Source organism: Shewanella sp. SP1S2-4 (assembly GCF_031932075.1).
In the GTDB taxonomy this organism is placed as follows: Bacteria; Pseudomonadota; Gammaproteobacteria; order Enterobacterales; family Shewanellaceae; genus Shewanella; species Shewanella baltica.
This window is the reverse complement of the sequence record NZ_JAUOET010000032.1, coordinates 15,542-34,844: the sequence shown is the minus strand read 5'-3', so window position 1 is coordinate 34,844 and position 19,303 is coordinate 15,542. Positions and strand designations below refer to the sequence as shown.

General features: G+C 48.5%; 18 protein-coding genes. 13 read left to right on the top strand and 5 right to left on the bottom strand.

Annotation, left to right across the window (positions count from 1 at the left end; all coding sequences use genetic code 11):
- Positions 1-244 precede the first annotated feature (244 nt).
- Positions 245-1,708: a DUF4892 domain-containing protein gene (locus tag Q4Q52_RS19880; RefSeq protein ID WP_311991438.1), complete on the top strand. Its 1,464-nt coding sequence runs from the start codon at positions 245-247 to the stop codon at positions 1,706-1,708.
- Between the two features lie 120 nt (positions 1,709-1,828).
- Here the strand turns inward: Q4Q52_RS19880 and Q4Q52_RS19875 are convergent, their stop codons facing one another.
- From Q4Q52_RS19875 to hslR, 4 genes are all read right to left on the bottom strand, one after another.
- Entirely contained in the window at positions 1,829-3,388 is a 1,560-nt protein-coding gene (locus Q4Q52_RS19875; RefSeq protein WP_311991437.1) for an AbgT family transporter, read from the bottom strand.
- A 253-nt stretch (positions 3,389-3,641) separates the two neighbouring features.
- On the bottom strand, positions 3,642-5,183 hold the full coding sequence (locus Q4Q52_RS19870; RefSeq protein ID WP_268650081.1) for a phosphoenolpyruvate carboxykinase: 1,542 nt from the start codon (positions 5,181-5,183) through the stop codon (positions 3,642-3,644).
- 211 nt (positions 5,184-5,394) lie between these two features.
- Positions 5,395-6,255 (bottom strand): Hsp33 family molecular chaperone HslO, encoded by an 861-nt coding sequence (gene hslO / locus Q4Q52_RS19865; protein ID WP_006084926.1) that lies wholly within the window; start codon positions 6,253-6,255, stop codon positions 5,395-5,397.
- A gap of 14 nt (positions 6,256-6,269) precedes the next feature.
- Positions 6,270-6,668, bottom strand: coding sequence for a ribosome-associated heat shock protein Hsp15 (gene hslR, locus Q4Q52_RS19860; protein WP_259483934.1), 399 nt, complete (start codon positions 6,666-6,668; stop codon positions 6,270-6,272).
- A gap of 253 nt (positions 6,669-6,921) precedes the next feature.
- On the opposite strand from hslR, the gene gspC reads away from it, so the two are divergent.
- From gspC to Q4Q52_RS19800, 12 genes are all read left to right on the top strand, one after another.
- On the top strand, positions 6,922-7,851 hold the full coding sequence (gspC, locus tag Q4Q52_RS19855) for a type II secretion system protein GspC (protein ID WP_311991436.1): 930 nt from the start codon (positions 6,922-6,924) through the stop codon (positions 7,849-7,851).
- 24 nt (positions 7,852-7,875) lie between these two features.
- Positions 7,876-9,990 (top strand): type II secretion system secretin GspD, encoded by a 2,115-nt coding sequence (gene gspD / locus Q4Q52_RS19850; protein ID WP_107946233.1) that lies wholly within the window; start codon positions 7,876-7,878, stop codon positions 9,988-9,990.
- Positions 9,983-11,548, top strand: coding sequence for a type II secretion system ATPase GspE (gene gspE, locus Q4Q52_RS19845; protein WP_006083647.1), 1,566 nt, complete (start codon positions 9,983-9,985; stop codon positions 11,546-11,548). The genes gspD and gspE overlap by 8 nt, the downstream gene beginning before the upstream one ends.
- A gap of 3 nt (positions 11,549-11,551) precedes the next feature.
- Positions 11,552-12,775, top strand: a complete 1,224-nt coding sequence (gspF, locus tag Q4Q52_RS19840; RefSeq protein ID WP_006084929.1) for a type II secretion system inner membrane protein GspF — start codon at positions 11,552-11,554, stop codon at positions 12,773-12,775.
- A 63-nt stretch (positions 12,776-12,838) separates the two neighbouring features.
- Positions 12,839-13,273: a type II secretion system major pseudopilin GspG gene (gene gspG / locus Q4Q52_RS19835; protein ID WP_006083645.1), complete on the top strand. Its 435-nt coding sequence runs from the start codon at positions 12,839-12,841 to the stop codon at positions 13,271-13,273.
- A gap of 1 nt (position 13,274) precedes the next feature.
- Entirely contained in the window at positions 13,275-13,850 is a 576-nt protein-coding gene (gene gspH, locus Q4Q52_RS19830) for a type II secretion system minor pseudopilin GspH (protein ID WP_107403225.1), read from the top strand.
- Positions 13,837-14,205, top strand: coding sequence for a type II secretion system minor pseudopilin GspI (gene gspI, locus Q4Q52_RS19825; protein WP_311991435.1), 369 nt, complete (start codon positions 13,837-13,839; stop codon positions 14,203-14,205). The genes gspH and gspI overlap by 14 nt, the downstream gene beginning before the upstream one ends.
- Positions 14,186-14,965, top strand: a complete 780-nt coding sequence (gspJ, locus tag Q4Q52_RS19820) for a type II secretion system minor pseudopilin GspJ (protein ID WP_259561356.1) — start codon at positions 14,186-14,188, stop codon at positions 14,963-14,965. The genes gspI and gspJ overlap by 20 nt, the downstream gene beginning before the upstream one ends.
- Positions 14,962-15,960, top strand: a complete 999-nt coding sequence (gene gspK, locus Q4Q52_RS19815; protein WP_311991434.1) for a type II secretion system minor pseudopilin GspK — start codon at positions 14,962-14,964, stop codon at positions 15,958-15,960. Before gspJ ends, gspK begins: the two co-directional genes overlap by 4 nt.
- A 137-nt stretch (positions 15,961-16,097) precedes the next feature.
- The gene (gspL, locus tag Q4Q52_RS19810; protein WP_261271939.1) at positions 16,098-17,285 is read left to right on the top strand and encodes a type II secretion system protein GspL; all 1,188 of its coding nucleotides are present in this window, start codon (positions 16,098-16,100) and stop codon (positions 17,283-17,285) included.
- 1 nt (position 17,286) lies between these two features.
- Complete coding sequence (locus Q4Q52_RS19805) at positions 17,287-17,763, top strand: type II secretion system protein M (protein ID WP_311899476.1); 477 nt, start codon at positions 17,287-17,289, stop codon at positions 17,761-17,763.
- A gap of 14 nt (positions 17,764-17,777) precedes the next feature.
- Entirely contained in the window at positions 17,778-18,539 is a 762-nt protein-coding gene (locus tag Q4Q52_RS19800) for a type II secretion system protein N (RefSeq protein WP_006084937.1), read from the top strand.
- A 78-nt stretch (positions 18,540-18,617) separates the two neighbouring features.
- On the opposite strand, the gene yrfG is transcribed toward Q4Q52_RS19800, so the two are convergent.
- On the bottom strand, positions 18,618-19,280 hold the full coding sequence (gene yrfG, locus Q4Q52_RS19795; RefSeq protein ID WP_311991433.1) for a GMP/IMP nucleotidase: 663 nt from the start codon (positions 19,278-19,280) through the stop codon (positions 18,618-18,620).
- Positions 19,281-19,303: the final 23 nt, after the last annotated feature.

Genomic DNA, 19,303 nt, shown 5'->3' with positions numbered 1-19,303 from the left:
ATAGGATCCGAGCTGTGTGGGAAGATGGCAAAATAAACGTCCTTGTGATGAAAGTGAATCTCGGCGAAAAGACAGGTTAAGTGATTGACATCTATATCAGTCTGTCGTTTCTTCGACAGCTATTTTTGCCTGTACAACCCATCTCCTCAATCACGCTAAAGTATTAACTTGTTTCATATTTGTTATTGCGCAATCCGTTTAGTGTTACTTTTCGCAGCAGTTTTTCTATGGAGGGTAAATATTGATGCGTGTTTCTAAGCGGAGTTATTTAGCGGGGTTGTTGGCAATTTCGACGAGCCTAATGCCTTTGTCGTTAATGGCGGCGGATGAGGGATTATTTACGCCTTTTCCTACGGCGAAATTAAAGGATGAATTGACGCGCCATTATGCCGAATATCCCTTTATTATCAGCGCGGGTGAACAAAGATCTGACTATCGTTTTAAGCCTATCTTCGGTCAGGTCCATCAGCAAAAATACAAATTAGCGCCCGAATATAGCCCTGCGCATATTCTCGATAATTACCGTGAGCAGATTAAAAAGCTTGGTGGCGAAGTCCTATTCGAGTGTCTGCTTGAGGCTTGTGGTGATTCTCGCTTATTACGAGAGAAAATTGCGCTGTTAGATGGTGTTATTGGTGTTGAAAGTGGTTACTTGTTTGCTCGAGTTAAGAATGAGCAAAAAGAGTTTTATTCCGCCATACAAGCAGCAGTTATGGATGATTCTGCGGGTCTTCATATTACGACGCTCGAGGTGATCCCCGAGCCGTTAGATTTAGTCACGGTTAATGCCGCATTTTTACAGCAGGCGCCTAAGCAAATCGAGTTTAAAGATAATCAAAAGAAGGATACCAACGGCGCCGAGGATCATCCGCTTATCAGCCGCCTAAAGGGAAGCTATATCCAGGACTTTAAACGCCAAGGCTTTGCGAGCACTGCCTTTGTGTCTTCAATGGATGCAAGCAATAAGCCTGTGCTGGTGGAGCGTGAGGGTAAGTTGACTCAAAATGGCTATTCAATACCAAAGGAATATTCGGGTTACGAGGTGTTCACTAACTACAAGGTGGCATTGACTAAACTCGGATTCGAGACGCAATTTGAGTGTCAGGGAAAGACCTGTGGTAGGGAGGATAGGTTTATCAAAGCCATCGATTCTCTAGTGAACATTGGCAACGAAGACAGCCAGTTTTATGCTTGGTATACCTTAACGCGCCCCGAGGGGAATGTGCATGTGAGCACTTATACCATTGGTTATATCGGCGGGTTATGGACCGACCTGCGGGTGTTGGAGGAGACTGAGCTTAAGGATGACCGCGTGGGGATCAATCTTGAGGCGCTGACCGACCAAATCGAAGCCAAGGGGCATGTTGCCTTAGAAGGGCTGCTATTCGAGTACGATAGCGACAAGTTGCTGCCCGAGGCGCAGCCCGTTGTCGAGGTGCTTGCGAGTTACTTAAAGGCAAATCCTAAGCGTGCATTTTATGTGGTGGGTCATACCGATGACAAAGGTAATCAAGCCTATAACCAAGGTCTATCCCAACGCCGCGCGGTGGCGATTGTGAAGTTATTGACCACGAGTCATGGTATTAAAGCTCAACAGCTTGAAGCTGTGGGTATTGGTGAACATGCTCCCGTTGCGAGCAACAGTGATGAGGCGGGGCAACAACAGAATCGTCGAGTGGAGTTAGTGCTGAGATCGGATACTAAGTAAACACAATAGATTGATTCAATAGATATAAAAAATGGCGTCAGCTCTTGTCGAGTTGGCGCCATTTTTGTTTACCTGTGATAGCTCAGCCGACGTCTCTGCCAAGCGATATTCAGGCTAAGGCTAAGATAGTGCAGGGAAGGAGAGTGAACTGCCAATTCCTAATGGCAGACCTAGGGCCCAGTAAGCGAGTAAGAAACCGCTCCAAAGCAGGAGAAAACTGATTGAAAACGGCAACATCAGCGCCACTAGGGTGCCAATGCCTGATTCCTTAACGTATTTTTGGCAAAACACCACAATCAACGGAAAGTAAGGCATCAGCGGGGTAATGATATTGGTCGACGAGTCGCCCACGCGGTAAGCGGCTTGAGTCAGATCGGGCGATACACCCAGCTCCATCAACATGGGCACCATGATGGCACCAATCAAGGCCCATTTGGCCGACGCCGAGCCGACCAATAGATTGACGAACGCGGTGAGAAATACAATCCCCACCAAAGTTACACCCATAGGAAGGGCCAATTCTTTTAACGCCAACGCGCCTTTAATCGCCATTAATGCGCCTAAATTGGATTGACCAAAGGCATAAATAAACTGGGCGCAGAAGAAGGCCATGACGATGTAATAACCCATGCCGCTCATGGACTTACTCATGCCTTGAATAATGGCTCTGTGGTTATTCACCGTGCCCGCAACATAGCCATAGACTATGCCTGGCACGAGGAAGAATACAAAAATAATCGCCACAATGGAGCGCATTAAAGGAGCCGAGGCGCTGGTTAGCGCGCCATCGGTACCACGCCAGGCAGAGTTGTCACCATAGGCGCTAAACACCAGCCCTAGGGCACATAACAACATGGCGCCCATGGCGAATTTGAGTCCGCGGCGCTCATGGGGTTGTAGTTCATCTAGGGTTGGGAGCGTGCTGGGATCGCTATTCACAGCTGTGTTTTTTAGGCGCGGCTCAATCACTTTATCCGTTAAGAACCAGCCAACTAAGATAATTAAAATGGCAGAAGCCGACGTAAAGAAGATATTATTCAGTGGGTTAATTGTTAACGTGGCGGCCGCGGGATCGGCTGATAATCTTGCCGCTGCCTGAGTTAAGCCCGCTAACATAGGGTCAAGGCTCGATGGCACACCCACGGTCGCAGAAAAACCACCGGATACGCCAGCGAAAGCGGCGGCAATACCGGCTAGGGGATGACGACCCGCGGCATAGAAGATCACCGCGCCGAGTGGGATAACGAGTACATAACCCGCATCAACCGCGACATGGCTCAGAATACCCACGGCGATCAATACCGGAGTGAGTAACATCTTGGGGGTCACAGACAAAATCGACCGCAGGCCCGCATTAATAAAGCCGGTATGCTCAGCCACGCCAAGCCCCAGCATAGCAACCAGCACGACACCGAGCGGTGGGAAAGTCACAAAGGTGGAGACTATGTTCGAGGTAAATGCCGTCAGTGCGCCGCCTTCTAGCATATTCACGACTTGAATGGGGTTGCCAGTACGAGGGTCGATTTCATCAAAACTGACACCCGATAATCCCCAAGAGATCAGCCAGACGAGGCCCAGAAACATCGCAAATAACACCGCCGGATCGGGCAGTTTATTGCCGACGACTTCGACGCCATTGAGAAATCGCTGGAATCCAGTGACAGGTTTATGGTTTTCCATTTGGGTGCCGCTTCCTAAAAATGATGATTGTTATCGGCGATTATAAAAACGCAGCATTAATTTAAGCTTGGTTTAACTAATCGATAAGAAATAAAACATATAAAAATCTATCGCAGCGACTTTCGTGTGGGCCGATTTCATCGTCTCTAAATCAATTTAGCCGCAAATAAAAAGCGCGGGTTCATCGCTGACCCCGCGCTTTTTTACTCAACAATGTGTTTGATTACATTATCTAAATGAATCCGCTACGCGCTTATGCCTTTGGACCAGCGTTGCGGATAGCGTCTGATACTTGATACTTAGCGAAGTTTTTAGTGAAAGCTTCGGCCAGTTTTTGGGCGTATTCGGCATATAGCGCTTTATCGCCCCAAGTGTTGATTGGATTGAGTAAGTTGCTGTCTACGCCTGTGACTGCCACAGGAACGGCCAGATTCAGCGTGTCTAAGTGGACGGTTTCTACATCTTTCAATTCACCGCTGACAATTGCATCGACGATGGCGCGGGTGGTGGGGATGTCAAAACGTTTACCCACACCGTGTGGACCGCCAGTCCAGCCGGTGTTGACTAAGTACACTTGGCTGCCGAAGGACTCGATACGCTTCATCAACAGTTCTGCGTACACGCCAGCAGGGCGTGGGAAGAAAGGTGCGCCGAAGCAGGTAGAGAAGGTTGACTGAATCGCAGAAGTTGAGCCGATTTCAGTCGAACCGACTTTAGCTGTGTAGCCAGACAAGAAGTGGTATGCCGCTTGTTCTTTGGTCAGGATAGAAACCGGTGGTAATACGCCAGACACGTCGCAAGTTAAGAACACAACCGCATGTGGCTCGGCGCCGCAGTTGTCTTCTTTACGTTGGGCGATGTGCTCCAGCGGATACGCCGCGCGGGTGTTTTCCGTCAGGCTGCTGTCTTTGTAGTTGGGTACGCGGTGTTCGTCCATTACGACGTTTTCAAGTACAGTGCCGAAACGAATCGCATCCCAAATAACTGGTTCATTCTTTTGGCTTAAGTCAATACATTTGGCGTAGCAACCGCCTTCAATATTGAATACGCCGCCAGGTGCCCAGCCGTGTTCATCGTCACCGATCAGGAAGCGTTTTGGATCGGCAGATAGTGTGGTTTTACCTGTGCCAGATAAACCGAAAAACAGCGTAGTGTCGCCATCTTTACCTACGTTGGCCGAGCAGTGCATAGGTAGCACGCCTTGGGCTGGCAGTAGGAAGTTCTGCACTGAGAACATAGACTTTTTCATTTCGCCAGCGTATTTCAGGCCCGCGAGCAGCACTTTACGTTCGGCGAAGTTTAAAATCACGGTCGCATCTGAGTTAGTGCCATCACGCGCTGGATCGCAAACAAAGTCAGGGGCATTGATGATCTGCCACACAGGTTTGTCTTTACGATTAAATTCTTCAGGAATGATAAATAGATTGCGGGCGAACAGTTGGTGCCAAGCGTATTGCGTGGTCACACGTACTGGCTGGTAATGCTCTGTATCGGCACCGACTTCGAGGTCAGAGACAAACAGTTCTTTATCGGCTAGGTAAGCTTCAACCCGTGCCCATAAACCTTCAAAAGCACCTGGATCGAAAGCTTGATTGACTGGGCCCCATTCGATGTCTGCTTCTGAACTGGGTTCTCTTACGATAAAACGATCGCCGGGTGAGCGACCACTGCGAGCGCCTGTTTTAGCGACTAATGCGCCATTGGCTGTCAATTCACCTTCGCCGCGTAGCAGGGCAAATTCGACAAGTTGTGCTGTTGAGGGGTTAAAGTGAACGCGGTTTAATCCATCCGCCATAGTGAGGTCTCCATTTGATTTGTAAGGTTATTTTTGTTATCGATCGTCTGCCGATTTTATTTTATTTATTACCTAAGCTTTGCTAGGTAACAAAGTGAGGCGATTGTAGCCTAAGCCGAGTGCAATGTGTGAGGGGATTGTGGGTATGAATAAAAAATGGGCGCCGAATCGGTCGCCCATATTGTTTAACTTTGATGATTCGTTTAACCGATTATTGCTGGGTCGTTGACGTCTGACCGTTCGCAAATAATGCCGCTACGTCTATGGCATCAAAAATGTATTTTGCGTGGCAATATTCGCAGCCCATTTCGATCTTGCCGTCTTCGGCGAGAATGGCTTCGATTTCCGCTTGATCTAAGGTCTTGATCGCGCCGGCACTGCGTTCATGGGAACAAGTACACTTAAAGCTCACATCGATAGGATCGAATAGGCGCACTTCTTCCTGATGATATAGGCGATGTAACACGCTTTCAGCGTCGAGAGTGAACAGCTCTTCGGCCTTGATCGTCGACGTCAGTTGGCTCAAGTGTTCGAAGTCAGGGTTGTGATCTTCTTTGCTTGGCAGAATTTGTAGGAACATGCCCGCCGCTTGTTTGCCGTCGGCAAATAACCAAATGCCTGTTGGTAACTGTTCAGATTGATTGAAGTATTCTTCAACACAGGCCGCTAGCGTTGGCTTGTCGAGTGCGACCACACCTTGGTAGCGTTCACCTTCGTCGGGTGTTAAGGTGATGACCATATAGCCCTGACCAAAAAGATCGGTAAGGCTGGCATCATCGGCCAGTTCTGCATTCCAGCGAGCCACGCCGCGTAGCTCTTGTAGATTGTTACCGTTGATCACCGCTAAAGAAACAGGACCATTGCCCTGTAACTGTACGCTGATATCGCCGCTAAATTTCAATGTCGCCGTTAATAGTGAGGTGGCCGCCATTAATTCACCCAGTAATACTTGCAGTACGGCTGGATATTCTTGGGCGCTGATCACTTGTTGATAGCTGTCTTGTAACTGCACCAGTTCACCACGCACATCGGCATTGTCGAACAAGTAGCGGTGTAAAGTATCTTGGTTCATCGTGTATCTCACTGTTAAAGGTCTTTAAAGCGCATGAGCTGGCGTCGTTGCTTTTTATCTGGTTTCTGATCGGGTATCGGGTTATTGAGCATGTTGAGACGTCGTTGCTCAGCATTTATGGCCCGTTTAGCCAGACTTGTCGCGGTTTCTTCGTACAATTCTTGTGCAATCGCACCACTTTGGCGTAATTGCGATAATTTTTTTATGACGATCTCTTTATCGTCATATCCTTGGCGTATCTTAAGGACGGCGCCTATCTCGGCATTCCTACTAGATTTGGCGCGCTGGCCGTTGTAATGTACTTTGCCGCCGTTAATCATTTCTTTGGCGATGGCACGGGTTTTATAGAAACGTGCAGCCCAAAGCCACTTATCGAGTCGAATGTCTGTTTTGTCGCTTTGACTTTGCGTCATAGTGTCTCCAGCTAAAAGATCGATGAGTTCACATGCCGAGCAAGAAAATGCGTGAAGTGCATTTCTATTATGTTAAAGGGTGGCGTGCTTCACACCCTTTTGTGGCGGGCAAAGTTAGCATAATTGGCCTATTTTCGCCAATTTGAATGCTGTTATGGGCTTGTTGCCAAATGCAGCCTAGGTTAGCATGAGGCGGTTATTGCCTAATTATTATAATCAGAACAGAGACCTGTATCGAGGGTCCACATAAAATATGGATTTATTAGATAAAGTTATCGCAAAAGCCATTGGCATGCCCCATAAACTCCTAAGCCGGATTGTCTTCTGGTTGGGCTTTATTGTGATCATGTTGTTAGCTGCGCAAATTACATGGAAATTAGTGCCTACTCACTCATCTGCCAGTGCTTGGTCCCCAACGCCCGTAAGCGTGAATGGCAAAGGTGCCGGTCAGGTTGATCTCGCAGGTCTGCAGCAGCTTGGACTCTTTGGTAAGGCGGATGCGACATCTGATAAACCTAAAGTCGAAGTCGTTGAGACTGTGACCGACGCACCTAAGACTACACTTTCAATTCAGCTGACTGGGGTTGTCGCATCGACGGCCGACCAAAAAGGCTTAGCGATTATTGAATCTAGTGGCAGCCAAGAAACCTACAGTTTAGGTGATAAGATCAAGGGCACTTCTGCATCACTCAAAGAAGTTTATGCCGACCGCATCATCATCACTAACGCTGGCCGTTACGAGACCTTAATGCTCGATGGCTTAGTCTATACCAGCCAAAGCCCTGCTAATCAGCAATTACAACAAGCTAAAAGTAATAAGGCTGGCTCGGCAGTGAGCCGTGTTGATCAACGTAACAATGCCGATATTTCCCAAGAACTCGCCGAATCCCGCACCGAATTGTTAGCCGACCCCAGTAAGATCACCGATTACATTGCCATTTCACCCGTGAGACAGGGTGATTCTGTGGCGGGTTATCGTTTGAATCCGGGTAAAGACGCCAATTTGTTCAAGCAGGCGGGTTTTAAAGCCAATGATTTAGCCAAATCGATTAATGGATACGACTTGACCGTAATGAGTCAGGCGTTAGAAATGATGAGCCAATTACCCGAGTTAACCGAAGTATCAATTATGGTTGAACGGGAAGGACAATTGGTTGAAATCATGTTTAGTTTGCCGCAATAACACGCGTTAGAGGAAAGAAAAAGAATGAATAACAAAAGGATTCGACGCAAGCTGATTGCAGGGATTGTTGCGGGTGCAGCCATGTTCTCCTCCCAATTCGCTTGGTCTGAACAGTATGCGGCCAACTTTAAGGGCACGGATATTCAAGAGTTTATCAACATAGTTGGTAAAAACCTGAACAAGACCATCATAGTCGACCCGACGATCCGCGGTAAAATCAACGTTCGCAGTTATGATCTGCTGAACGATGAACAGTATTACCAGTTCTTCCTCAACGTCTTACAAGTCTACGGTTATGCCATCGTCGAGATGGAAAATAACGTCATCAAAGTCATCAAAGACAAAGACGCCAAAACTGCAGCAATCCGAGTGGCTAATGATGCCGAACCTGGGATAGGCGATGAGATGGTCACGCGTATCGTGGCGCTGTATAACACTGAGGCCAAGCAATTAGCTCCGCTGTTACGCCAATTAAATGATAACGCGGGTGGCGGTAACGTAGTGAACTACGATCCCTCCAACGTCTTGATGTTGTCTGGCCGTGCTGCCGTGGTGAATAAGTTGGTTGAAATTGTCCGCCGCGTAGATAAGCAGGGCGATACTTCAGTACAAGTCGTGCCGCTCGAATACGCTTCTGCGGGGGAAATGGTGCGAATTATCGATACTCTTTACCGTGCCACGGCTAACCAAGCTCAATTGCCTGGCCAAGCGCCAAAAGTGGTTGCCGACGAACGTATCAACGCTGTGGTTGTTAGCGGCGACGAAAAGAGTCGCCAACGTGTGGTCGAACTTATTCATCGTCTCGATGCCGAGCAAGCCAGCACGGGCAACACTAAGGTGCGTTACTTACGTTATGCCAAGGCCGAAGATTTAGTTGAAGTGCTGACAGGGTTTGCCCAAAAATTAGAGGGTGATAAAGACCCAAGCGCTCAGGCTGCTGGTGGTAAACGCCGTAATGAAATCAATATCATGGCGCATACTGAAACCAATGCCTTAGTGATCAGTGCTGAACCCGATCAAATGCGCACCATTGAGAGCGTGATTAATCAGCTCGACATCCGCCGTGCTCAGGTACTCGTAGAGGCCATTATTGTCGAAGTTGCCGAAGGCGACAGTGTCGGCTTTGGGGTGCAATGGGCGGCGAAAGCGGGTGGTGGCACTCAGTTTAATAACTTAGGCCCAACCATTGGTGAGATTGGCGCTGGTGTATGGCAGGCGCAAGATAAAGAAGGCACATTCATCACTAACCCGAGTACTGGTCAGGTGATAGGTCAAAACCCGAGTACTAAGGGCGATGTTACCTTACTTGCCCAAGCTTTAGGTAAAGTGAACGGTATGGCATGGGGTGTGGCCATGGGTGACTTTGGTGCGCTGATCCAAGCCGTATCCAGTGACACTAACTCAAACGTACTGGCGACACCTTCTATTACTACCTTGGATAACCAAGAAGCATCTTTCATCGTCGGTGATGAAGTGCCTATTCTGACGGGCTCTACCGCCAGCTCTAACAATAGCAACCCATTCCAAACCGTTGAACGTAAAGAGGTTGGGGTTAAGTTGAAAGTGGTGCCGCAGATCAACGAAGGCAATGCGGTTAAGCTGACGATTGAGCAGGAAGTATCAGGAGTTAACGGTAATACAGGTGTGGATATTTCCTTTGCGACACGCCGTTTAACCACTACCGTTATGGCTGATTCAGGGCAAATTGTGGTTCTGGGGGGCTTGATCAACGAAGAAGTGCAAGAAAGTGTGCAAAAAGTGCCTTTCTTGGGTGACATTCCTATTTTGGGACATTTATTCAAATCTTCTTCGAGCAAAAAGACCAAGAAAAACCTGATGATCTTCATCAAACCAACCATTATCCGTGATGGCATCACAATGGAAGGGATTGCTGGGCGTAAATATAACTATTTCAGAGCATTACAACTTGAGCAGCAAGAGCGTGGCGTTAACTTAATGCCAAATACAAAAGTGCCTGTGTTGGAAGAATGGAATCAATCAGAGTATTTGCCGCCAGAAGTTAACGCGATTTTAGAGCGTTACAAAGAAGGCAAAGGTTTAGATGCCCAGATGCGCCAAACGGATCCGACTTTAAAGTCACTGGAAGAAAACAAGAATAAAGATAAAACCAATGAGTGAAATACAATTATCCCAAGTCGATGACCTCAGCCAAGTCTCCAATGAGCTAGGTCTGGAAGCTGAAGGTGATGAGGTGTTTCGTTCGAGCAGTAAAGAGCGTTTACCCTTTGCCTTTGCCCATCGCCACGATGTGGTGCTTGCGCCGGGTGAAACGGGCGAGTTGAGCTTGTTTTATACCAGCAAAACACCGTTAACGGCCATGCTCGAAGCACGGCGCTATTCGGGTGTCGATTTGCCTTTGGTTAAGCTCGAAGTCGCGAAGTTTGAGGCCAAACTCACTCAAGCGTATCAGGCGAACTCGTCTGAAGCGCAGCAGTTGATGGAAGATATCGGCAACGAGATGGATTTATTCACCCTTGCCGAAGAGCTGCCGCAGACCGAAGACTTGCTCGAAGGTGATGATGACGCGCCTATCATCAAACTGATTAATGCCTTGTTATCTGAAGCGATTAAAGAAGAAGCCTCGGATATCCACATCGAAACCTACGAGAAACAGCTCGTCGTGCGTTTCCGTATCGATGGTGTACTCAAGGAAGTCCTCAAGCCAAACCGTAAGTTGTCGTCGCTATTAGTGTCGCGGATTAAGGTGATGGCGCGCCTCGATATCGCCGAAAAACGTGTGCCACAGGATGGCCGTATTTCACTGCGTATTGCAGGTCGTGCCGTGGATGTGCGGGTATCGACTATGCCATCGAGCCACGGCGAGCGTGTTGTGCTGCGTCTGCTGGATAAAAATACCGGTAACCTCGATTTAGAGCAATTGGGGATGACCGACGGTATTCGGGTTAAGTTTGAAGATCTTATTCGTCGCCCCCACGGCATCATTCTGGTCACCGGCCCAACGGGTTCGGGTAAAAGTACCACCTTGTATGCGGGTCTGACTGAGATCAACTCAAAAGACACCAACATTCTTACCGTGGAAGACCCAATCGAATACGAGCTAGACGGTATCGGTCAAACCCAAGTTAACACTAAGGCTGACATGACCTTCGCCCGTGGTCTGCGCGCAATTTTGCGTCAAGATCCCGATGTGGTGATGATAGGTGAAATCCGTGACTTGGAAACCGCACAAATTGCGGTGCAAGCATCACTCACTGGTCACATGGTGATTTCAACCCTGCATACCAACACAGCGTCTGGCGCGATAACGCGTCTGCAAGACATGGGCGTTGAGCCATTCCTCGTATCATCGAGTTTGCTGGGCGTGTTGGCGCAACGTTTGATCCGTACTCTTTGTCCAAAATGTAAAATCGAGCACGTGCCCGATGCGCGTGAGCGTGAGTTACTGGGCATAGCAGCCGATGACGACAGGCGTATTTTTCGTGCCAATGGCTGTAAATCCTGTGGTAACAATGGCTACCGTGGTCGAACGGGTATTCATGAGTTATTGCTGGTTGACGACAATGTCCGCGAATTGATCCATGGTGGCCGCGGTGAGTTAGCTATCGAAAAGTATATCCGTCAGTTTGTGCCGAGCATTCGTCACGATGGCATGAGCAAAGTGCTCGCGGGCATCACCACTCTCGAAGAAGTGCTACGTGTGACTCGCGAGGAGTAATTTATGCCAGCATTTGAATATAAGGCACTGGATGCCAAGGGAAAGCAGCTTAAGGGCGTAATCGAGGCGGATACCGCCAGACACGCCCGCAGCCAGTTGCGCGATCAGCGCATGATGCCCTTGGAAATTCTGCCTGTTTCCGAAAAAGAAGCCAAAGCTAAGAGCAGCAGCTTTTCGTTTTTCAAACGGGGTATCTCGGTCGCTGAATTAGCCTTGATCACCCGCCAAATCGCGACCTTAGTGGCCGCGGGTTTACCGATTGAAGAATCCCTTAAAGCCGTTGGTCAGCAATGCGAGAAAGATCGCCTTGCGAGTATGATCATGGCGGTACGTTCGCGGGTGGTTGAAGGTTACAGTCTGGCCGATTCCTTGGCTGAATTTCCGCACATTTTCGATGATTTATACCGTGCCATGGTGGCCTCGGGTGAAAAGTCCGGTCATTTAGAAGTGGTGCTCAATCGGCTGGCGGATTATACAGAGCGACGCCAACAGCTTAAATCTAAGCTGACTCAAGCCATGATTTATCCTGCGGTATTGACCACAGTAGCGATTGGGGTGATTTCCATCCTGCTGGCGGCGGTGGTGCCGAAAGTGGTTGGACAGTTTGAACACATGGGCGCCGAGTTACCGGCTTCGACACGCTTCTTGATTTCGGCCTCTGACTTTGTACAAAACTATGGTGTGTTTGTCGTCATCGCCCTAGTGATGCTGTTCGCACTCTTTCGCCGTATGTTAAAGTCGCCTGCGTTTCGAATGAAGTACGACAATTTTCTATTGAGCATGCCGGTTGTGGGCCGCGTGAGTAAGGGCTTAAATACGGCACGTTTTGCGCGAACCTTAAGTATCTTATCCGCAAGCTCTGTGCCTTTGCTCGACGGTATGCGTATCGCCAGTGAAGTATTGCAGAATGTGCGTGTGCGGGCTGCAGTGGATGATGCGACTGCGCGGGTGCGTGAAGGAACTAGCTTAGGTGCGGCATTGACTAATACTAAGTTGTTTCCGGCAATGATGTTATACATGATTGCCTCGGGCGAAAAGAGTGGTCAGCTTGAGCAAATGTTAGAACGCGCCGCCGATAACCAAGACAGGGAATTCGAGGGCAACGTCAATATAGCGTTAGGTGTATTTGAACCTATGCTGGTGGTGAGTATGGCGTGTGTGGTGCTGTTTATCGTGATGGCGATTCTGCAGCCAATCTTAGCCTTGAATAACTTGATTAGCGGTTAATTTTTTGAATTTATGGATTATGACCAAGTCGATTGGCATAGGATTTTTTAGGAGAAGTAGGCGATGCAAATGAACAAGAAACATCAAGGTTTTACCTTACTCGAAGTGATGGTAGTTATCGTTATTTTAGGGATTTTAGCCTCTATGGTGGTGCCTAACTTAATGGGTAACAAAGATAAAGCTGACCAACAAAAAGCGGTATCTGACATAGTCGCACTCGAAAATGCCTTAGACATGTACAAGTTAGATAACGGCATCTACCCGACGACCGAGCAAGGTCTAGAAGCCTTAGTGCAAAAGCCAACGATTTCACCTGAGCCACGTAACTACCGTGAAGATGGTTATGTAAAACGTTTGCCAGAAGATCCATGGCGCAATAAGTACTTGCTGTTAAGCCCTGGCGAAAACGGCAAGCTAGATATATTCACTGCAGGCCCAGATGGTCAACCAGGTACCGAAGATGACATCGGTAACTGGAATTTACAGAATTTCCAATAAGATGCTTAAGCTGCGCCACGCTGGTTTCACCTTAATGGAGGTGATGCTAGTGATCTTGTTGATGGGACTCACGGCAGCGGCCGTGACTATGTCTATCGGCAATTCGGGCCCACAACAGGCCTTAGATAGAACGGCGCGGCAGTTTATCGCTGCCACTGAAATGGTGCTCGATGAGACCGTTTTGAGTGGCCAATTTATTGGTATTGTGATTGAGAAAACCAGTTATCAGTTTGTTTTTTATAAAGACGGTAAGTGGGAGCCTTTGGATAAAGACAGGCTCTTGTCTGAAAAGCAGATGGATCCGGGTGTCGTGATGAACTTAGTGCTTGATGGTTTGCCTTTGGTACAAGACGATGAAGAAGACGACTCTTGGTTTGAAGAACCACTAATTGAGCCCTCTGCCGATGACAAGAAGAAACATCCTGAGCCACAGGTCATGCTATTCCCGAGCGGTGAAATGAGCGCTTTTGAGCTGACGTTTATCGCCAAAACTGACAAAGGTCAGCAGGCCGAAGCGTTAGTGGTCGGCGATGCGCTGGGCAGATTAACTATAGGGCGCCCCGATGAAACGCGCTAAGGGCATGACGTTACTCGAAGTGATTGTGGCCCTTGCCGTGTTTTCGATTGCGGCCGTGTCGATCACTAAAAGTTTGGGCGAGCAGATGGCCAACATGCCGATTCTGGAATCGCGCACTTTGGCACAGTGGGTGGCCGACAATCAGATGGTCGATACCAGACTCGAGCCGCAGTTTCCTGAAGTGGGTAAAAAAGAAGGCCAAGTCGAACTTGCAGGAAAGGATTGGTATTGGCGTAAGGAAGTGGTGAAAACCACGGACGATAATTTTCGTATGATCCGCATAAGCGTGAGTGAAGACGAACGATATCAGCGTATTGCAGCACAAGTGAGCAGTTATGTCCTTAAAACTGACTAGTGTGCAGCGGGGATTTACCCTGCTAGAAATGCTGATCGCCATCGCGATTTTCGCCATGATAGGTTTGGCTTCTAATGCCGTGCTCAGCACTGTGCTGACTAACGATGAAGTGACGCGCACTTTCTCTACTCGGCTTAAAGCCCTGCAGCAAGGCTTTGGTGCGATTGAGCGTGATCTCGCCCAAATGGTGGCGCGTACACCCAGATTACTCGAAGGGGGTCGAGGTTCGACCGTCTTCCAAACGGGCAATGATATCTTAGACTCGGAATCAGAAGCCTTAGTGTTTTACCGTTTAGGTTGGTTAAATCCCGACGGTTTATTACCGCGGGGCAGCTTACAGTCTGTGGCGTATGTGGTGCACGAAGGGCGCCTGGAGCGTTGGTATTTTCCTTATCCTGAGCCTGAATTTGGTGCCGAGCCGATTAAGACAGTGGTCATAGATAAAGTATTGTCGGTGGAATATTCCTTCTTTATGGATGACAAATGGGAGCGCAAAGTCGAGGCGACTAAGTTGCCTAAAGCGATCGCCATGGAAATTGAGATTGAAGGCTTAGGCAAGATCCAACGTAAGTTCTTGCTGCCGCTAGGTGCTGCCGCACCTGACAAGTCCAAGGATGAAGACAATAAAGACGAAAATCCAGACGATGCCAACAAAGATAAAAACGGCTCAGGTAACGGCAGTGGAACCGGCAATGGTTCCGGTGATCCAGATTCTGGCGATTCCGGAGACGGTGATCCAGACGCAGAGGGCCGCGAATGAGAACCCAATCTCGGTCTAAACAGCGCGGCGTTGCACTGATCGTCGTGCTCTTGATTGTGGCTATGGTGGTGATCATCGCGACAAACATCACTGGCCGTAATCAGTTATCTATGCGCCGAACCTTAAACTTGGCCCAGTACGATCAAGCTTATTGGTATGCGATTTCCGCCGAAGAATTGGCGAAGAAGATTTTAAAACAAGATTTAGATGACTCTGAAGGTCGAGTCCACAGGCAACAATATTGGGCCATGGCCGATGTGGTGTTTCCTGCTGAATACGGTGAAATCGCGGGCAAGATCACCGATATGCGTGCCTGTTTTAACTTAAATGCCTTATCCGCGACCACGAAAGAGGTGGAAAACGGTCAACCGAAGCTGCCCTTGGCGGCGAAGCAATATAAGGCCTTGTTGGTGAGTTTAGGGATGGACGACTTTAGTGCGGATCGCCTGACTCAGACCTTAAAAGATTATATCGACGAAGACATAACTGCCAGCCCCTACGGCGCCGAAGATGCAGAATATGAATCGCGTAATGTGCCTTACCGTGCGGCCAATACGCTGATGAATCATCGCAGTGAGTTACGCGCTGTGATGGGATACACCCAAGATATCTATCTGAAACTCTTGCCCTATGTTTGTGTGATCCCAGGCAATGATAGGCAATTGCTTAACGTCAATACTGTGGAAGTTGAGCAAGCGGCGCTGTTAGCTGGCATGCTCGATAATCAGATTTCGGTCGGCGAAGCAGAAAGCATTATCAACCAACGCCCCGGCGATGGCTTTGCCAAAATCGAAGATTTTTATGAAAGCTCATCTATGGGCTCGATCAAGTGGGAAGGTGCCATGAAGTCGAGTTTTGTCATCGATAGCCAATATTTTCTGTTGGCCTCGGGGGCGAAAGTCGATAACGCCGTGTTTAGAATGGAAAGCGTGCTCAAAAAGGGCGGCGGCAACAAGATGGAAGTGCTCACCCGTCAGTTTGGTGGACAAAAATAATGGCAGTGCTCACCCGGCAGGGTTTGATGTTGGTGGCCAGAAGTAATGGAAGTGCTCACCCGGCAGAATCTGGTGGACAAAAATAATAGCAACGAGCTCAGTCACGCTTTCTTGACTGGGACTGGTGGAGAAAAACTGTGAGTGAACGGCTATTTATTCGCTTGGGCAGAACAGCAGAGCAAGCATGCTCATGGCTCGTTTGGTCTGAGCAAGAACAGGAAATTATCGCCTCTGGCGAGCTCGCCAATGCCCAAGGTTTGTCGACCTTAACTGAGCGTGCGGGTAACCGTCCCGTCGATGTGTTAGTGCCCGCCGCGGCAATGACACTCACTAGCGTGCATTTACCCGAAAAAGGCCAACGCCAAGCCTTGAAAGCCTTGCCCTTTATGCTCGAAGAAGCTTTAGCCGAGGACGTGGATGCCATGCATTTTACCGTCGGCCCGCGTGATGGCGATGCCTTAAGCGTGGTCGCCGTGGCCCATGAGCAAATGCAGACTTGGCTGAGTTGTTTGACCGAAGCGGGTTTAAAAGTGAAACGCATCGTACCCGATTGCTTAGCCTTACCATTGCAAGAGTGCCAATGGGCGGCAATGAATTTTGGTAATGAACTATTACTGCGTACCGGATTAGCCACAGGCCAGAGTTTACCTTTGCCTTGGTTACCGATTGCGCTGGAGCAACTTAGGCCCGCACAGGGCGAAGTGTCTGTCGCCAGTTATACCGATATGCAACTCGAAGGTGTTGAGCTTAAGCCGCAGTCACTTGAGCTACCTATGTTAGTGTTAGCCCGCGGTATTTTGCATGCGCCAGTTAACTTACTGGGCGGCGTTTACACGCCTAAGCGTGAATACAGCAAACAGTTGATGATGTGGAAGAGCGCTGCCATCGTTATCGCCATCGCTTGTGTGCTGGCCTTAGTGAATAAAGGGCTGACCATACATCAAGTCAATGGTCAGATTGCCGATCTTAAAGCTCAGAGCGAATCCATTTATCAGCAAGTGGTACCGGGGAATTCGCGCATTGTTAACCTGCGTTCGCAGATGGAAAGTCAATTACGCGCATTGCAGGGACAGGGCAGTGGCGCCGAGTTTTTTGCCATGCTCGATGGTTTGCAGGATGCCTTTAAGCAAGTGCCTGAACTTAAACCTAATAGCTTAAGATTCGAAAGCGCACGTAACGAGATCCGCATGCAAGTGAGTGCGAAAAACTACGCGCAAATCGAGAAGTTTAAAGAGATCGTTGGTCGTCGTTTCCAACTCGATGGCGGCACTATGAATAGCGGTGAAGATCAAGTCACCAGTACCTTAACCTTGAGGAGCAAATAAGATGGATAATTTGCGGACTTGGTGGCAAGGGCTCGCATCGCGCGAGCAGCAGTTAGTCGGTTTTTGTTCGGTATTCTTAGTCATTGGTATTTTTTATTGGGGTGTTTGGACGCCAATCGCCACTGCCGAAGCCGATGCATTACGTAACCTCACTGCACAGCAACAGACGTTGAACTATGTAAAACAAACGGCGAATAAAATTTCGGGTTTGAAGCAAAACGGCGCTAAGCCGACTATGTCGGGTAGTTTAAGTTCAGTGGTTAACCAAACTGCGGGCAATTATGGGTTAGTGATTACTCGTATGCAGCCCCAAGGCGATAAGATCCAAGTGTGGATGGATGATGTTCCTTTTGATGCCTTGTTGGGTTATTTGAGTGAGTTAGTGCAGAAAAAAGGACTATCACTCGAAAGTGTTGATTTGGCAGAGGCCGATGCCCCTGGCTATGTCAAAGTTAGACGTATCCAACTGTCGCAATAAATTAAGGTGTAGCTGTGAGTTTGATAAAAAAAGTCATCATAGGCGTACTGATTTATTTAGTATTTTTAGTCGTTCTATTTCCCGCTAAGATTGCGATAGCGTTAGCGCCATTACCTGCAAATATCAGTGTTTCGGGTGTGAGCGGCAGTATTTGGTCTGGCAACATAGAAACCTTAAGTATGCCGCAACGCCAGTTAGAACAAGTGCGTTGGGATCTCAGTCCTTGGGCCTTGTTGTTAGGTAAAGTGAAAGTTGATTTTCAAGTGGGCAGCCGCGCCACACCTGTCAGCGCTAAGGGATTAGTCTCTTGGTCCATGGGCGGCTTAAGTGCGCAGGGTTTACGTTTCGAAGCGCCAGATAGCTTTTTACTCGGCAATGCAAAACTGCCCTTTAAAACCGAAATATCCGGTGAAGTTAGCCTATTAGTCGAGACGTTAGAGCAAGGTAAACCTTGGTGCGAGCAGTTGTCTGGTAAGCTGTTTTTGAATCAAACCAACGTTAAAAACCAGTTTGGCAATTATCCACTAGGCAATATCGAACTCGGCCTGAGTTGCGTTGATGGCAAAGCGCAATTAGCCACAGATGAAGCCAAAAACCAGCTCGGCATCGTCGGCACCTTGCAGTTAGACGAAGGCAATATGGTCAAAGTAGCAGCTAAGATTAAAGAAACGGCTGAGCAACCAGAAGATATGCGTAAGTCACTGGGTATGCTAGGCAAACGCGGCAGCGACGGTTATTTCCCTGTGGTATATCAGGGGCGTATTCCTGGGCTATAGCGCTGTTTCAGCGCGCGATGATAGATCTGCACTATGAATGAAAACGAAGGCACCTTAGGTGCCTTTTTTATTGTCTTTTTATCGTGTTAAATCATTGAGCAGCGAGTGATAATCGGTAATCGCGGGGAAATCTTGAAAGACTTTGACTGGCTTTTTACTGTCTGGGTTAGCAATCCCCAATTGATGGCCTACGCCGGCAAGTTTAGCGGCCTTGAGTATGGGTTCGCTATCATCGATAAAGAGACAGCGACTTGGCTCAAGTTGAAACTTTTCAAATAAGGTTAGCCAAAATTGCGGATGCTCCTTGGGATAACCCGTCTCGTGGCTGGAAATCATGGCATCGAGTCCTGCTGCCAGTTCGGTATGTTCAAGCTTTAGGGCGAGACTCTTAGGATGCGCATTGGTCACCAGAATGCGCTGTTTACCCGCAGCGGCTAAGGCCGCTAAAAACGGCATACTGTCTTGGCGCAGCTGAATGCGATCCACTAAAGTGCGATGCAAACCCATAATGTCGAGTTGTAGCTGCTCCTGCCAATAATCGAGACAGTACCAATCGAGCGTGCCGACGACTTTTTCATAGGCGTTGACAACTAACTGTTGCGCTTCGTTGCTGCTCAACCCCCGTTGTCTGCTTAATTCCTGTGGCACTAAACTCAGCCAAAAATGATTATCGAAGTGCAAATCCAATAGCGTGCCGTCCATGTCGAGCAGAACCGTGTCGATAGTCTTCCAGTTAAACATTGGGTATTTCCTATTCTTTGCAT

What these genes read in the sequence shown, in the direction of transcription:
- Q4Q52_RS19880 (WP_311991438.1), top strand. Translation starts at nt 245, where the DNA reads ATGCGTGTTTCTAAGCGGAGTTATTTAGCGGGGTTGTTGGCAATTTCG.
- Q4Q52_RS19875 (WP_311991437.1), bottom strand. Translation starts at nt 3,388, where the DNA reads ATGGAAAACCATAAACCTGTCACTGGATTCCAGCGATTTCTCAATGGC.
- Q4Q52_RS19870 (WP_268650081.1), bottom strand. Translation starts at nt 5,183, where the DNA reads ATGGCGGATGGATTAAACCGCGTTCACTTTAACCCCTCAACAGCACAA.
- hslO (WP_006084926.1), bottom strand. Translation starts at nt 6,255, where the DNA reads ATGAACCAAGATACTTTACACCGCTACTTGTTCGACAATGCCGATGTG.
- hslR (WP_259483934.1), bottom strand. Translation starts at nt 6,668, where the DNA reads ATGACGCAAAGTCAAAGCGACAAAACAGACATTCGACTCGATAAGTGG.
- gspC (WP_311991436.1), top strand. Translation starts at nt 6,922, where the DNA reads ATGGATTTATTAGATAAAGTTATCGCAAAAGCCATTGGCATGCCCCAT.
- gspD (WP_107946233.1), top strand. Translation starts at nt 7,876, where the DNA reads ATGAATAACAAAAGGATTCGACGCAAGCTGATTGCAGGGATTGTTGCG.
- gspE (WP_006083647.1), top strand. Translation starts at nt 9,983, where the DNA reads ATGAGTGAAATACAATTATCCCAAGTCGATGACCTCAGCCAAGTCTCC.
- gspF (WP_006084929.1), top strand. Translation starts at nt 11,552, where the DNA reads ATGCCAGCATTTGAATATAAGGCACTGGATGCCAAGGGAAAGCAGCTT.
- gspG (WP_006083645.1), top strand. Translation starts at nt 12,839, where the DNA reads ATGCAAATGAACAAGAAACATCAAGGTTTTACCTTACTCGAAGTGATG.
- gspH (WP_107403225.1), top strand. Translation starts at nt 13,275, where the DNA reads ATGCTTAAGCTGCGCCACGCTGGTTTCACCTTAATGGAGGTGATGCTA.
- gspI (WP_311991435.1), top strand. Translation starts at nt 13,837, where the DNA reads ATGAAACGCGCTAAGGGCATGACGTTACTCGAAGTGATTGTGGCCCTT.
- gspJ (WP_259561356.1), top strand. Translation starts at nt 14,186, where the DNA reads ATGTCCTTAAAACTGACTAGTGTGCAGCGGGGATTTACCCTGCTAGAA.
- gspK (WP_311991434.1), top strand. Translation starts at nt 14,962, where the DNA reads ATGAGAACCCAATCTCGGTCTAAACAGCGCGGCGTTGCACTGATCGTC.
- Q4Q52_RS19805 (WP_311899476.1), top strand. Translation starts at nt 17,287, where the DNA reads ATGGATAATTTGCGGACTTGGTGGCAAGGGCTCGCATCGCGCGAGCAG.
- yrfG (WP_311991433.1), bottom strand. Translation starts at nt 19,280, where the DNA reads ATGTTTAACTGGAAGACTATCGACACGGTTCTGCTCGACATGGACGGC.